The following is a 13,390-nucleotide window of genomic DNA, read 5'->3' as shown; positions in this document are numbered from 1 at the left end:
CTTCCTCCTCCTTACCTCGAATGGCTAGACTGACCGTCACTTGATCCACCGGGTTGACTGAAGCCAGACGATTCATCACCTTGCCATTGATCATCATCGTCATCTTCGTAATATCCATCATCCCCTTCGTATTCGCCTTCATCATCGCTATACTGATTCCCTTGAGATGGTAGCGTCGTATCGTTCGAATACGTATCGCCTGTCGAAACAGGTGTCGTAGAGGAATCGTTCGAGCTAACACTCAACTGACCAATCGCAAGTCCGATGAAGACGGAACTACTAAGCCCGACGAGCCATTTCGCAAATGGTTTGGGTTTCATCTGTTTTCTCTCCCTTCTTGTTACGTTTACTGTATCGAAAAAAACTGACAACTAACTGACGGCAACTATGGGATAATGAGAAAAAAAGAGGAGCGATGTGCATGCGCGTTTTGGTAGCAGAAGATGATCAGCGTCTTGCGAAGATGTTACGCCTCCATTTGGAGCGGGCAGGATATCAGGTAGATGTTGCGCAGGATGGAGTGGAAGCGCTCCTCCAATGTCAGACGTATCGCTATGACTTACTCGTTCTCGATTGGATGATGCCTCGCAAGAGCGGAGTCGAAGTCGCCGCTACCTTACGGAAAGAACAGTTTGAAGGTGGCATTTTGATGCTGACTGCTCGCGATACGGAAATCGATCTCGTTCATGGTCTCGATAGTGGAGCCGATGACTATCTCGTTAAACCGTTTCAATCGAATGAATTACTGGCACGTTTGCGCGCGCTCAGTCGTCGTCAACAAAAGGCATTCGTGTCGACGGTCTCCTTCAACGGACTAGTCCTCGATCTATCGTCACAAACGATTTCCTACGAACATCATCCGATTGATTTAACACGACGTGAATTTGAATTCCTTTCCTTACTGTTAAGACGACCTGAACAGGTCATGAGTCGTGAATTAATCATCGAAGTCGTGTGGGGGAGCGGTGCGGATATTACGGATAACGCGCTCGATGCGCTCGTCCGACTCGTTCGTAAAAAATTAGATGCGGTCGGTGCTCCTAATTTGATCCGGACAGTTCGCGGGTTCGGTTATCGTTTAGGTGATCCGCATGCTTGAATCGATTCGAAAACGACTGACCTTGTTATTCAGTGGCTCGTTTTTTCTTGTACTAGTCCTCATCCTGATCGGTGTGTATGTCACGAACGCCCAATTGCTGAATCGAATGGAATTGAATCAATTGAAGGGCGTATCTGATCGAGATATCTTCGAACGGATCGAGCACGGGGAAGATCAATTCATTCGAAATCCGATCTATTTCCAGTTACTCGACGGTTCAGGAAACGAACGCTATGCAAGTCTGCCGCCAGACGTCGAGTCTAAAACACTACGCCGTTTTTTAAGCTCGAATGATACGACGAAACAAGTGGAATGGGATGATCGACACTTCTTGCTGTATCAACGGAGTACCGAAGAAGGACGACTACTACTGATGAAGGACATCTCTCCGACCGAAGACACCTTACAGCGATTGATTGCCGTTCTGGCGGGGATCGCGGTGCTCGCAACGATTGTCCTGACGCTAGTCGGATACATTCTTGCTGGTCGAGCCGTCATTCCGGTGCAACAAGCATTCGATCGCCAACGTCGTTTTACGTCCGATGCTTCACATGAACTACGGACACCTCTGACAATCGTCTATAGCGGAATTGAATTGCTAGAAGCGGAATCACTTTCGAATGAAGGGCGTACGATTCTAGAGGACATTAAAGCAGAAACGGCAGGCATGCAGTATTTAGTCTCTGATTTATTATTACTTGCGCGAGAAGGACAACCTTCACCGAAACAGGAAGTTGACCTTAGTTCACTCGTTCAAAAGACCGTCGAACGTTTTCAGCATGCCTACTCGGATCGTGTCATCCATGCTTCGATAATGCCTGACTTACGCATGAAGGGGGATGCCCATCAATTGAACCGCTTATTGACGGTCTTTCTTGAAAATGCTCTTGTCTACAGTGATGACGTCATTGATGTCTCCCTCGAAGAAACTACTACAGAACGCCAGTTGATGATACAGGACCGTGGAATCGGTATCGCTTCCGATCAACAAACTAAAATATTCGAGCGCTTTTACCGGGGGGACCATTCGCGTCACGGAACAGGAACTGGTCTTGGGTTATCAATCGCTCAATCCATTGCGGAGCAACATGGCGGAACGATTTCCATTGATTCCACATTAGGTGAGGGCACACGGTTCATCATTCATTTCCCCACTCTTTAAAACGGTGTCAGTTAACTGTCAGATAAGCAGGGTAAAGTGAAATTATGCTTTACCATACTTATCCAAGGAGGTCTTTGATATGTTGGGGAACGTACCGCTTCATCCACTTCTTGTTCATGCACCGATTGCACTTTTATTATTTGCGACGATCTTATTACTCGTCAGTCTGAAATGGACGCAATTCAAACTGTTTGCTCTTTTTACGTTAGTCGTCGGTCTGATTTCCGGAGTCGTCGCCTATTTGTCTGGAGACGGAGCAGAAGAGTATGCGGAAGCGAACTTAAGCAGTGTTACTCATGCTGCTATCGAAAATCATGAACATTTCGCGTTGTTCAGTCTTCTTGCCTTTGGCGTCTCGCTGTTATTTCTGTTATTGGGTTACCGTTCAAACAAAAAAATGTTTTTGTTACTTAGTTTCGTTGTTGCGATCGTCGGTAGCGGGTTGCTTGCTTATACCGGACATCTCGGTGGTCAGATGGTCTATGCCAAATAAAAACAAGAGCCGGTCTATTTTCTCTTTTTATGAGAGAAGTAGACCGGCTCTTTTATCTTGTTTCTGTTTATTTACGATGTGCACGTCCCGGGCGACGGTTATTCGAACGACGTGTGTTTCCACGTCCTTCTGTCGTCTTCCGTGATCCTTTGCTTTGGTCGTGCTGTGCGCGAATCGCTTCTTCAGATAATTCGACGACGATTGGCGTGACCGTGATGTTCAATTCCCGCTCCATATCACGGAACGTCCGACCATCTTTTGGTGTCACGATCGAAACAGCAATTCCGTCGTTCCCGGCACGTCCTGTCCGACCGATCCGGTGAACATAACTTTCCGCATCGTCCGGTAAATCGTAGTTGAAGACGTGTGTCACACCTGTCACATCGAGTCCACGCGAAGCGACGTCTGTTGCGATCAGGAATTGTGTTTTTCCTTGATAGAACTTCGCCATCGCCTTTTCTCGTTTCCCTTGCGTTAGTCCACCATGCAATTCATCCGTCGGATACCCTTGCATCTGCATTTCTTCATTCAATTTACTGACGCGACGTTGCGTACGGCAGAAAATGATTGCTGCGTACGGACGCATCTCGTCAAGCATCGTCCGCAGTGTCGCCTGTTTGCGACGATCCGTTGTTTCGACGACGAACTGCTCAATCGCTTCAACAGTGATGCTTTCCGCCTCTACTTGGACTTCGACCGGGTTACGCAAATACGTTTTTGCGAGTTCCTCTACCTTCGGTGGCATCGTTGCGGATAACATGACGAATTGACGATCAACCGGTGCTGCTTCAATGATGTCTTCGATTTCTGGCAAGAAACCGATTTGCAGCATTTGATCTGCTTCATCTAAGACAAGCGTCCGTAATTCACTTAAATCAAGTGTGCCGCGACCGACATGGTCAAGAATCCGTCCTGGTGTCCCGATGATGATTTGTGGCATCCGACCGAGTCGTTGAATTTGTTTAAAGACGTCTTGTCCACCGTATACAGCGAGTGCACGATACTGTTCCATGTTCCGAATCAGTTTATGCGTCTCATCGGCAATTTGACGCGCAAGTTCACGTGTTGGTGCAACAATCAATGCTTGAACCGTTTGTGATTCGACATCGATTTGCTCAAGGATTGGTAAGAGAAACGCTAACGTTTTTCCTGTTCCCGTTTGCGCCTGCCCAATCAAGTCACGTCCGTCGAGTAATGACGGAATCGCTTGTTCTTGAATCGGTGTTGGCTCCTTGATGCCTTGTTTTTGTAATTTTTTTATCCACAGATCGCTGATGTGTAATGTTTCAAATGTTGACATGATATATCCTCCTAAAAATTATCCACAGAAAAAAAGCTGTGGATAACCTGCTTCGCATAGACAAAAACAGTTATCCACAGCCGTGCTCTATTCAGTATACACAATTTACGCGTTTGTTGCTTCCTGTTTTAGCTTCCAGTCGAGCACGAATGTACCAAACGGGATGAATGATGCGATGAACGCAATCCCCGCCTTGATAATCGACCAATCGTATTTGAATTTCACGACCGCGAGCCAGAGTGCATACATGACGAACAAGACACCATGAAGTGCGCCAACGACCGAAACAGCTTGCGGAATATCCGCCATATACTTTAACGGCATCGCAATCAACAGTAAAACTAAAAACGAGATTCCTTCTAGTATCGCAATCATTCGGAATTGCCCAAGCGTAGTTCTTAACATCCCGTCACTCCTTTTTCTTGATTCCTGTTCTTAGTATACGGGATGGACGATCCTTCTGTGACCTGTGTCACAGGATTGTCAGATTTCGAGTGGACGTAACCGTGCTTCGATGGCAGCTCGCTTTGGTTCAAGAAACGGTGGTAACGCAAGCGTCTCTCCTAATGTTTCAACGGACTCATCCGTCGCGAACCCTGGTGTGTCTGTTGAAAGCTCAAACAAGATATGGTTCGGTTCCCGGAAGTAAAGAGCTTGGAAATAGTGACGATCGACTTTACCGGAGTTCGGTAAGTGATGAGAATTCAAGCGTTCGACCCACTTTTCATATTCATCACTGTTCGGCACTCGGAACGCGACGTGATGCACACCACCACGACCGAGACGTTCTCGGTCGAGATCTGGACGTGCCTCAATATGAACCTCTGCTCCGATACCACCTTCTCCAGTTGCATAGACTTCAATCGGTTCAAAGTCACCTGCTAAAGATGGATAAGAGCCTACTTTTCGGAATCCCATGACTTCCGTCAGAACACGAATCGTCAACGTCGGATCGTTGACCGTTAATGTGACAGCTCCCAGTCCAACAATGGCATGCTCCGATGGAATCTCTTCTTGCGGCCATGGTACACCACCTGCGACACCTGCCTCACCATCTTCCGCGACGAGAATCAAGCGTGTTCCTTCCTGATCACGAAAGGCTAGTGTTTGGCGCCCTGCTCGCTCGACGATTTCATCGTGATCTACACCTTTCGCTTCAAAACGTCGTTTCCAAAAATGAAGTGCAGCCGTTGTTTTGACACGAAGCGATGTCGAAGAGATACTCGATGCCCCCGGTACACCCGTTCCAAGATGCGGAATATCAAAAAACGTCAAGTCCGTTCCTGGATTCCCTTCCGCATCTCCATAAAACAGATGATACGATGTCGTGTCATCTTGATTGACAGTCTTTTTGATCAGACGCATGCCAAGTATTTGTGTGTAGAATTGATAATTGCGTTCCGCCATGCCTGTTAAGATTGATACATGATGAATTCCGAGTAATTCCATCTTCCTCACTCCTTGTCAATGATTTGGTAATTGGAGTATATCTCATATTTATCTTGAATTCAAGATATTAGTCTAATAAAAAACCGCCCCTCCGAAAAGGGACGATTGAATAGTTGAAATTAAAGTTTTACGACGTTAGCAGCTTGTGCTCCACGTGCGCCTTCAGTGATTTCGAACTCAACTTCTTGACCTTCGTCAAGAGTTTTGAAGCCTTCACCAGTGATTGCTGAGAAATGTACGAATACGTCTTCTCCGCCTTCAACTTCGATGAAACCGAAACCTTTTTCTGCGTTAAACCATTTTACTTTACCTGTGTTCATGGGAACAACCTCCAAAAATAAATTACTTAATACATATGCTGGGCATATGAAAAGAATTCATTATTGTCCCGAAATACATGGAGCAACGAAAAGATTGTTCGTGACACGATGTGAATCCGTAATGACAATAACAATATTAAGCTAACGTAAGTATAGAATGGATGCGCTTTAAAAGTCAAGTTGTCAGACCAATGTTTTTTCCAATTGATTCCACTTCTTCTACATAACTAAAATAAAAAACAGGTTCAGCCGAAACTGAACCTGTTCTTCTGTTTTTAACGGTGGATCCAGACTGCTCCAGCAGAGTTGTCTTTCGCTTCACCGATGACTTGAATCTTCAGCCCGTTGTTCGGAAGCAATTTCCCTGCGTCCGGAATCAACTGGTTGATGTACGATTTCGAATCATCAAACTTCGTCACACCTGGGAGACCTTTGTAGTCATAGAGTCCACGTGATGGCGAATCGATGAGCCATGCAGGTGCTTTATCATAACTGAAAGCAGCATCTGCGATCTGGTAACGTGTGCTTCCTGTCGTAACCGGCTTACCGTTGAGTGTTCCAACGATTGCTTCAGGATGTGAGTCGACGACTCCGAGGAATCCTTCACCTGGGTGTACGCCAACCCAGTTATCGTTGAAGCTTGAATCGCCATACCAGACGACAAGACCTGTGTTGTACTTAACGCCTCGTGCATGCTCGAGTGCTTTATCCGAGCCTGCATAGTTACGCCATTCGAGGTAGTACGCGTTATCGGCATAAGAGAAACCGTCTGAAGCAACGAAACCATCTAGAGTGAACTTAGGAGTACCCTCTGCATCATCTTCAAAGACGACTTTACCGTCAACTGTCAACTTCGCGTTATCAAGTGCAAATCCGTCTAGTGCAAGTCCACCATCTGTCACGTATTCAAATTTCAACGTGACTTTTTTACCCGCAAATTCGCTCAGGTCATATGATTTATCGACCCATGCTCCTTTTGTTGATTCAGCACGCTGATCACCATCTGTATCTTGATCCCCGATTTTATCGATGACTTTCGATTGACCGTCAGCAGTAGCTGTGACTGTCAAGTAATCGTAATCAAATTCAACATCGTAAAAGGCTTTGAAGTCGAACTTCGCTTCTTTTGCATTCGTCAAATCGAACTCTGGTGAAGTCATCGACGTATGAAGATCATCACCTTTCGTACTGTAGTAATACTTCTTACCGTAAGCCGGCGTGATACCTTTCACTGGTTTTTTCGGTAGATTTACTTTGATGATTCCTGGATTTTTTGATTTCGTTACACTCTGGTCGAGGTACGATGCCGTTCCTGCCTTAGTGAGTGAATCAAAATCAATCTGTTGGATGTTCGCCCAGTTTCCACCCATCACGTTTTGGAAGAACTCTTTGTTTTGTGGCGAGAAACTTGTTGGTTCTGTTCCAGCAACTTTACCATTCCAGCTACCACCACTCATGATAGACCAAGATGCAACTGGTTCACCTTGACCTGTGTACTGTGTATCGTACTCATCAGGAAGTCCAAGATCATGACCAAATTCGTGCGCGAAGACGCCGACTGCGCCATCTTCTGGTTGAACTGTGTAATCATAAGCAGCCATTTTTCCGCCCCAGTAATTGACGCTTGCCGTCGTATCCGCTACAGGATACACGCTACCAAGTGTCCAGCGGTGTGACCAGATCGCGTCGTCACCGAGCTTACCGCCGCCTGCTTCTTGTCCTGTACCAGCATGAATGATCATCAAGTGATCGACGAGACCATCTGGCTCATTCAAGTCGCCATCGCCGTCCATATCGTACTGGTCGAACTTATCGTAATCTGCTAAGTTAATGCCAGCTTTAACAGCTGCATTCAAGGAATCCTTGACGAGACCACGTGGTCCTTTTGCGCCAGGCAAGTTATCGTTTCCACCTGCAGGATTATCCGAACCATAATCTTTTGCTGTTCCAGGAACAGTCAACCAATTGGACACCGTACCATCTACCGAGTAACTACCACCTGATTGTTCTTCATAGAACTGTTTGAACGTTTTTACTTTGTCTCCGTTGAAAAGTTCGAACTCTTGATCACCAAACATTAAATCTTGATAATGTTTTTGGTTGAAGTCATCTGAATACATATATCCAGGCTCTTGAACGACGTTGTTGTGCTTGAAGTCGCTGTACTCGACGAGAAGGACGAGGACTTTGTCCGTCCGTGTCGCACCGTTATAGGCTGCCTGTTTTGCTTTATCCACTTTGACGAAGCCATTCGGATTACCTTTTTTGTAGTTGTCGTGTTTTTTCTTTAATTGTTTAGCAAGTTGTTCCTTTTGTTTTGTTAAGAAGTCTTTTGTTTTCTTATCAAACGCGGCTTCTTTACTTGATTCATGATCGTGGTCATGATCGACGTCCGGTTTTCCGTTCGCCTTTTTGTCCAGATACTTTTGAACGGCTTTTTGTTTTGCTTCTGCTGAAGCTGCTTTTGAGATGACCCCACGTTTTTCAAGCACTTTTGCTAATCGATCCTGATCGACCGTGTTCAAATCCATCGGTGCACCAGGTGCTACTTTTTCTGCTGCTTGTACGGACGTTACCTGCCCACCAGGTAAGACCGGACCAACAGCAAATGCAGCTGCCGTAATTCCAGATAGAACGGCTAGGCTAAGCTGTTTCTTTTTTCCCACGTGAATTGACCCCCTATGTATTAGTGAAAAGCATCTGATTACTATACTTTTCTGAATATTCAAATCATAGATTATTTTATTTCGTTAATCAATTGCTTTTAAGACAATTAGTGCTTTGTAACCATACCTATTTTTGGGGATTATTTTCAAAAGATTTTCAAAGGATTCTTTCACCTCTTTTTCAAAAAAATACGTTCTTATTATTTTAGAAAACGGTACGCTGAAAGCACTCTAATTCACTTAAGGGAGGATACAATGAGCGCTTTACAACGTTTTGAACGTCACTTACTAAGGAACTATCTAATCGGTTCATTCGTCGCTGTCTTCGGCGTCGGATGTCTGTTTATTTTTGAGACCCTCACCTTCACTAGAACCGAACAATTGATGTTGATGGGGCTCATGGCCGTATCTGTCAGTCTGATGTTTTTACTCGAATACACAGTCTATTCGCGACATATTCACCCTTTACGTCGTTTCTTCCAAAACGATATTCCGTCTCTCGTCTCGTTTCAGGAGGCTTATCAAACGGTACATCGTTTTCCGGTACTGACTGTCCAGCGCATCATGGGACCTCATTTTTTAGGACTTTCTGTTCCCGCTTCACTTCTGACAGCACTAGCGATCTCTCAAGGATGGTTACAGATGCCGTACTATTTGATTGGTCTTGCTTGTTTTGGTGCGGTCCTCGTCGCCATTCTGCATGCGCTGATTGAGTTTTTTCTAACCTATCGTGTCACGGAGCACATGCTTCTGACGTTAGAGAAGTATGCTTTTGAACATGGATTTGATTTTCCTAAAAAAACGACAGTTGTCACGCTAAGACAAAAAATGCTCATCAGCATACTCATCATCGGTGTTTTCCCGATCATGCTGTTCGTTCTCGCCTCAGCTGTCCAGTTAACGGAAAATGAGAGCCTTCGCTCTTACTGGAGTTGGGCGACACTTATTTTAATCGTCATCTTATCCGTTGCGACGTTTTGTAGTCTTCTTCTCTATGAAAACATCCGTAAACCAATCGCTACCCTGCAACAAGGGATTCAAGATGTCGAAAGCAATCGACTCGTCTCATTACCGAATCCATATTCAGACGAGTTCTCCCATCTCGTTTCTGGTTTTAACTTGATGATGGAAGGTATTAAAAAGCGTGATGCGGAAAACGAACAGTTACTTGATAGTTTGTTTACCTTGTTTGCTGCGACACTAGATGCCCGTGATCCTTACACAGCCGGTCATTCCGTTCGTGTCGCTGCCTATTCAGTCGAAATCGCTACCGCTGCCAATCTACCGAACGAACAAATCGAACTGTTACGTAAATCCGCGCTGTTACATGACATCGGAAAAATTGGGATTCGAGACGATGTGTTATTGAAAGAAGGACGTCTCACAGACGAAGAATTTCAGATCATTCAGCAACATCCAGTCATCGGTGTGCACATTCTATCGCAAGTTCAGCTACCAAAGACGTTACAACCGATTCTTCCTGGGGTAAAGTACCATCACGAACGCTATGACGGAAAGGGGTATCCGGAAGGTCTCGTAGGAGAGGACATTCCACTCTTCGGTCGAATCATGGCGATTGCTGACGCCTATGATGCGATGACATCCGACCGTCCTTATCGTAAGGGAATGTCCGCAGAAAAAGCCTTGTCGATTTTAGAAGAAGGTATGGGTACACAATGGGACGCCACCTTTACGCGTCTATTTCTAGATTTGAAGCGTTCGCCCGTCGAGGACGTGTCATAAGAAGGAAGGGAGTTTCTGATGCATCCAAAAATCGTTGAACGCCATGAATTTTATTTTGTGGGACTTGGACTGACGTGTGAAGAGAACGAGTTGCATACATTGATGCCGGAACTCTGGCGTGAATTTTCAAGACGTTCGCATGAGATCCCTGCAAAGCTGGACAGCTATCCGCTCGATATCTCGCTCGAACGAAACGGAACCAAATATTCGCAATGTGTCGGGTATCCCGTCTCGTCGCTTGAACAGATTCCTAAAGGTATGAAAGGGCATCGGATTCCTGCTGCGCGTTATGTCTTCTGGAAGCACGAAGGACCGGATATCGAAATTTGGAAATCGTTCGAGAAAATCCAACGCTTCGCTTCAAAACAAGGAATTGAACTTGACCCACATGATTTTAAAATTGATGAGACCCGAGATGACGTCCACCATCTCTACCAACGCATTCGCTGAACCATTCTCTTGAATGGTTCTTTTTTCGTCTTGAAATATCTTTTACACTTAATAATTCAGTCCAGGTACTACGGACTATATTCAGAAAATTCTATTTAATTCGAATGACTTATTCTCGCTTCTCTGATTCTTTGGCATAGTTAGACTCAACCCAAACAAGGAGGCGATTTATTTTGAAAAAGTTTCTCGCTACATCGCTTGTCGCAAGTGTACTTGTCGTTCCTACGGTAGTAGGTGCAGAAGGTCTTCAGTCTGGTAAGCTCACGAAAGCTTCGTCAGAACCAGCTGCAACGATCGTTAAAGATTTCGTGAACAAAAAGGGTGACTTTGCTGTTCAGAACGTCGAAAAAGACGGATCTTCACAGATCGTACGTCTCCAACAAGAAGTGGATGGCGTCCCTGTCTTTGGTAGTGTCGTCGTCGGGAACGTCGCGAAAGACGGTACTTTGAAAGCAGTCGTAAACGATGCAATCAACGTCAAAGGAAAACCAGGTCTCGCGAAAAAAGCAACGCTCTCTGAAAAGAAAGCCATCAAACTTTATCAAAAAGCAATCAAGGCTTCTAAATTCGAAGTCGCTCCAAAAGCAGAACTCGTCATCTATCCAGTAAAAGATGATGCTGTCTATGCATACAAAGTCACATCGACAGTCCTCGCTGGCAAAGAGCCATCACGTTGGACATACTTCATCGATGCGAACTCAGGTAAAGTACTTAACAAATTCGACCAACTCGCTCATGCAACAGGTACGACTGTACTTGGCACAAGCGCAACGTTCAACACGACGTTGAGTGCTGGGAAATACTATCTTCAAGATACAACGCGTGGAAAAGGTGTCTACACATACGACGCGAAAAACCGGACATCACTCCCGGGAACACTCTGGGCAGATGCAGATAACGTCTTCAACGCGACATATGACCGCGCTGCTGTCAGTGCACACGTCAACGCTGCAAAAACATATGACTTCTATAAAAACACATATGGTCGTAACAGTTACGACAACGCTGGTGCACGCTTGAACTCAACGGTCCACTATTCAACGAACTACAACAACGCATTCTGGGATGGCACGAAGATGGTCTATGGTGACGGAGATGGCACGACATTCGTCGCACTTTCAGGCGCACTTGACGTCGTCGCTCACGAATTGACACACGCTGTCACAGAATACACAGCTGGTCTCGTGTACCAAAACGAATCTGGTGCGATCAACGAAGCCGTCTCAGATATCATGGGTACAGTAGCTGAGTATACAGTCGGATCGAACTTTGACTGGCTCGTAGGAGAAGACATCTACACACCAGGAGTCAGCGGTGACGCACTCCGTTCGATGTCGAACCCAGCTGCTTACGGTGATCCAGATCACTACTCTAAACGTTACACAGGTACGCAAGATAACGGTGGTGTCCACATCAACTCTGGTATCATCAACAAAGCTGCTTACCTCCTCGGTAACGGCGGAACGTTCTACAACGTATCTGTCACAGGAATCGGTGTACCGAAACTCGGTGCGATCTACTACCGTGCCCTCAACGTGTACTTGACTCCAAACTCGAACTTCAGCTCACTCCGTGCAGCAGTCGTTCAATCGGCGAAAGACCTTTACGGTTCAACAAGTGCAGAAGCAACAGCTGCAGCGAAATCATTTGATGCAGTAGGCGTATACTAAGAAAATCTCCTCCCAAAGGATTTTCATATTTCCTCCTGAGTGTCGGACTCGGGAGGTTTTTTGTGCAAAAAAAAGACGAACTCGCTTCAAGCGAATTCGCCGTTCATTCATTCTTGTCCAGGATCACGCGCAAGACGTAGACGCATCTTTCCGTTGTCCGGGAACACTTTTAGTTGTAAGGATTCTCCCTCGTACCACGTACCATAGCTCGTATCGACGACGGGTTCACCCAGTGTCGATAATCCACCAGTCGAAGCATTCGTCCAGTCAATCGCTTCAATGATTCCATCCGAGACGACAAGCAGATATCCAGCATTCGAGAAGTAATACGTATTGACGGCATCCTGTTGTGTATTACCAACAGCACCATACTTCGCTTCGAATTCAGCAATCGGTTTTCCGAGATACTGCTCCGGCTTGTCAATCGGTTGATTAGCGACTGCTTGCGAGAGCGCCGCAAGAACGGCTTCGTCTGACGTCCCTTTTGGTGCTTCCAAACGAACATCACTTTCCGGTAAGTATCCTTCGATGCTGTCATTGAGTTTGAGATGGACCATGCCGTCCTTCGCATCCAGTACCTCATAAACATCACCTAAATCTGCTTTGTAGATGACACTACTACGATTCGCATCACCGTAAACGTTCGCGAACGGACGCGTCACCCAAGCCGCTTGCGCATACTCTGCTGCTTTTTTCTTTGATTTCTTCTTTTCTTTTTTCGCTTCTTTTTTATCATCCGTTGCTGCTGTTTCCTTCTCCGACTCCTCGTTTTGTGTTGCTTGATTGGTCGTTTTCGGTTTTTCAAGTGTAGATGTCGCTTGAGAAGCATCGTTGTTCGTCAACATATACAACCAACCACCGACGATGAATAATGTCGCGAGAATACCACCAAAGGCAATCCCTCGACGATTTCGTTTTTGTTTCCGTCTTTCTTGTCGAGACTGTCGTTCTTGTTCTTGTTGGTGTTCACTCATGTATGGTTCCTCCTGAAAAAGTCGACACAGTTTTTCCCCACTATACCACCAATGTTTACTCGAA

The 13,390-nt window shown here is 45.7% G+C and carries 13 protein-coding genes; 6 read left to right on the top strand and 7 right to left on the bottom strand.

Translation table 11 applies throughout. The annotated features are described in order from the left end of the window. Positions 1-11: 11 nt before the first annotated feature. Positions 12-320: a hypothetical protein gene (locus tag KNQ08_RS13885; RefSeq protein WP_023469745.1), complete on the bottom strand. Its 309-nt coding sequence runs from the start codon at positions 318-320 to the stop codon at positions 12-14. A gap of 101 nt (positions 321-421) precedes the next feature. Between KNQ08_RS13885 and KNQ08_RS13880 the strand changes: the two genes are divergently transcribed. The 3 genes from KNQ08_RS13880 to KNQ08_RS13870 all read left to right on the top strand — a co-directional run bounded on the left by KNQ08_RS13880 (position 422) and on the right by KNQ08_RS13870 (position 2,754). After that, a complete protein-coding gene (locus KNQ08_RS13880) occupies positions 422-1,099 on the top strand; it encodes a response regulator transcription factor (RefSeq protein WP_214806166.1) in 678 nt (225 codons plus the stop codon). Next, entirely contained in the window at positions 1,092-2,261 is a 1,170-nt protein-coding gene (locus tag KNQ08_RS13875; RefSeq protein ID WP_214806164.1) for a sensor histidine kinase, read from the top strand. Before KNQ08_RS13880 ends, KNQ08_RS13875 begins: the two co-directional genes overlap by 8 nt. A gap of 79 nt (positions 2,262-2,340) precedes the next feature. Beyond that, the gene (locus KNQ08_RS13870) at positions 2,341-2,754 is read left to right on the top strand and encodes a DUF2231 domain-containing protein (RefSeq protein ID WP_149428026.1); all 414 of its coding nucleotides are present in this window, start codon (positions 2,341-2,343) and stop codon (positions 2,752-2,754) included. A 67-nt stretch (positions 2,755-2,821) separates the two neighbouring features. On the opposite strand, the gene KNQ08_RS13865 is transcribed toward KNQ08_RS13870, so the two are convergent. From KNQ08_RS13865 to KNQ08_RS13845, 5 genes are all read right to left on the bottom strand, one after another. Beyond that, positions 2,822-4,054, bottom strand: coding sequence for a DEAD/DEAH box helicase (locus tag KNQ08_RS13865; protein ID WP_214806162.1), 1,233 nt, complete (start codon positions 4,052-4,054; stop codon positions 2,822-2,824). A 105-nt stretch (positions 4,055-4,159) separates the two neighbouring features. After that, on the bottom strand, positions 4,160-4,459 hold the full coding sequence (locus KNQ08_RS13860) for a DUF3817 domain-containing protein (RefSeq protein WP_050677188.1): 300 nt from the start codon (positions 4,457-4,459) through the stop codon (positions 4,160-4,162). Between the two features lie 78 nt (positions 4,460-4,537). Next, a complete protein-coding gene (locus KNQ08_RS13855; RefSeq protein ID WP_149428027.1) occupies positions 4,538-5,503 on the bottom strand; it encodes a ring-cleaving dioxygenase in 966 nt (321 codons plus the stop codon). Positions 5,504-5,622: 119 nt separating this feature from the next. Further along, positions 5,623-5,823, bottom strand: coding sequence for a cold-shock protein (locus tag KNQ08_RS13850; protein WP_023469752.1), 201 nt, complete (start codon positions 5,821-5,823; stop codon positions 5,623-5,625). Between the two features lie 275 nt (positions 5,824-6,098). Beyond that, a complete protein-coding gene (locus KNQ08_RS13845) occupies positions 6,099-8,489 on the bottom strand; it encodes an immune inhibitor A domain-containing protein (RefSeq protein ID WP_214725145.1) in 2,391 nt (796 codons plus the stop codon). A 255-nt stretch (positions 8,490-8,744) separates the two neighbouring features. On the opposite strand from KNQ08_RS13845, the gene KNQ08_RS13840 reads away from it, so the two are divergent. From KNQ08_RS13840 to KNQ08_RS13830, 3 genes are all read left to right on the top strand, one after another. Further along, the gene (locus tag KNQ08_RS13840; RefSeq protein WP_149428029.1) at positions 8,745-10,232 is read left to right on the top strand and encodes an HD domain-containing phosphohydrolase; all 1,488 of its coding nucleotides are present in this window, start codon (positions 8,745-8,747) and stop codon (positions 10,230-10,232) included. An 18-nt stretch (positions 10,233-10,250) separates the two neighbouring features. Continuing rightward, a complete protein-coding gene (locus tag KNQ08_RS13835; RefSeq protein ID WP_050677192.1) occupies positions 10,251-10,682 on the top strand; it encodes a GyrI-like domain-containing protein in 432 nt (143 codons plus the stop codon). Positions 10,683-10,855: 173 nt separating this feature from the next. Continuing rightward, on the top strand, positions 10,856-12,352 hold the full coding sequence (locus tag KNQ08_RS13830) for a M4 family metallopeptidase (RefSeq protein WP_149428030.1): 1,497 nt from the start codon (positions 10,856-10,858) through the stop codon (positions 12,350-12,352). A gap of 107 nt (positions 12,353-12,459) precedes the next feature. On the opposite strand, the gene KNQ08_RS13825 is transcribed toward KNQ08_RS13830, so the two are convergent. Then, positions 12,460-13,326, bottom strand: a complete 867-nt coding sequence (locus tag KNQ08_RS13825; RefSeq protein WP_214806160.1) for a hypothetical protein — start codon at positions 13,324-13,326, stop codon at positions 12,460-12,462. Positions 13,327-13,390 lie beyond the last annotated feature (64 nt).

It is taken from the genome of Exiguobacterium sp. s46 (assembly GCF_018618875.1).
Classification (GTDB): domain Bacteria; phylum Bacillota; class Bacilli; order Exiguobacteriales; family Exiguobacteriaceae; genus Exiguobacterium_A; species Exiguobacterium_A abrahamii.
The sequence above is the reverse complement of the archived record's forward strand: the minus strand, read 5'-3'. Positions and strand labels throughout refer to the sequence as shown.

Excerpts from the sequence above, each read along its gene's own strand:
- KNQ08_RS13870 (WP_149428026.1), top strand. The coding sequence starts at position 2,341 with ATGTTGGGGAACGTACCGCTTCATCCACTTCTTGTTCATGCACCGATT.
- KNQ08_RS13880 (WP_214806166.1), top strand. The coding sequence starts at position 422 with ATGCGCGTTTTGGTAGCAGAAGATGATCAGCGTCTTGCGAAGATGTTA.
- KNQ08_RS13860 (WP_050677188.1), bottom strand. The coding sequence starts at position 4,459 with ATGTTAAGAACTACGCTTGGGCAATTCCGAATGATTGCGATACTAGAA.
- KNQ08_RS13840 (WP_149428029.1), top strand. The coding sequence starts at position 8,745 with ATGAGCGCTTTACAACGTTTTGAACGTCACTTACTAAGGAACTATCTA.
- KNQ08_RS13885 (WP_023469745.1), bottom strand. The coding sequence starts at position 320 with ATGAAACCCAAACCATTTGCGAAATGGCTCGTCGGGCTTAGTAGTTCC.
- KNQ08_RS13825 (WP_214806160.1), bottom strand. The coding sequence starts at position 13,326 with ATGAGTGAACACCAACAAGAACAAGAACGACAGTCTCGACAAGAAAGA.
- KNQ08_RS13865 (WP_214806162.1), bottom strand. The coding sequence starts at position 4,054 with ATGTCAACATTTGAAACATTACACATCAGCGATCTGTGGATAAAAAAA.
- KNQ08_RS13855 (WP_149428027.1), bottom strand. The coding sequence starts at position 5,503 with ATGGAATTACTCGGAATTCATCATGTATCAATCTTAACAGGCATGGCG.
- KNQ08_RS13835 (WP_050677192.1), top strand. The coding sequence starts at position 10,251 with ATGCATCCAAAAATCGTTGAACGCCATGAATTTTATTTTGTGGGACTT.
- KNQ08_RS13875 (WP_214806164.1), top strand. The coding sequence starts at position 1,092 with ATGCTTGAATCGATTCGAAAACGACTGACCTTGTTATTCAGTGGCTCG.
- KNQ08_RS13850 (WP_023469752.1), bottom strand. The coding sequence starts at position 5,823 with ATGAACACAGGTAAAGTAAAATGGTTTAACGCAGAAAAAGGTTTCGGT.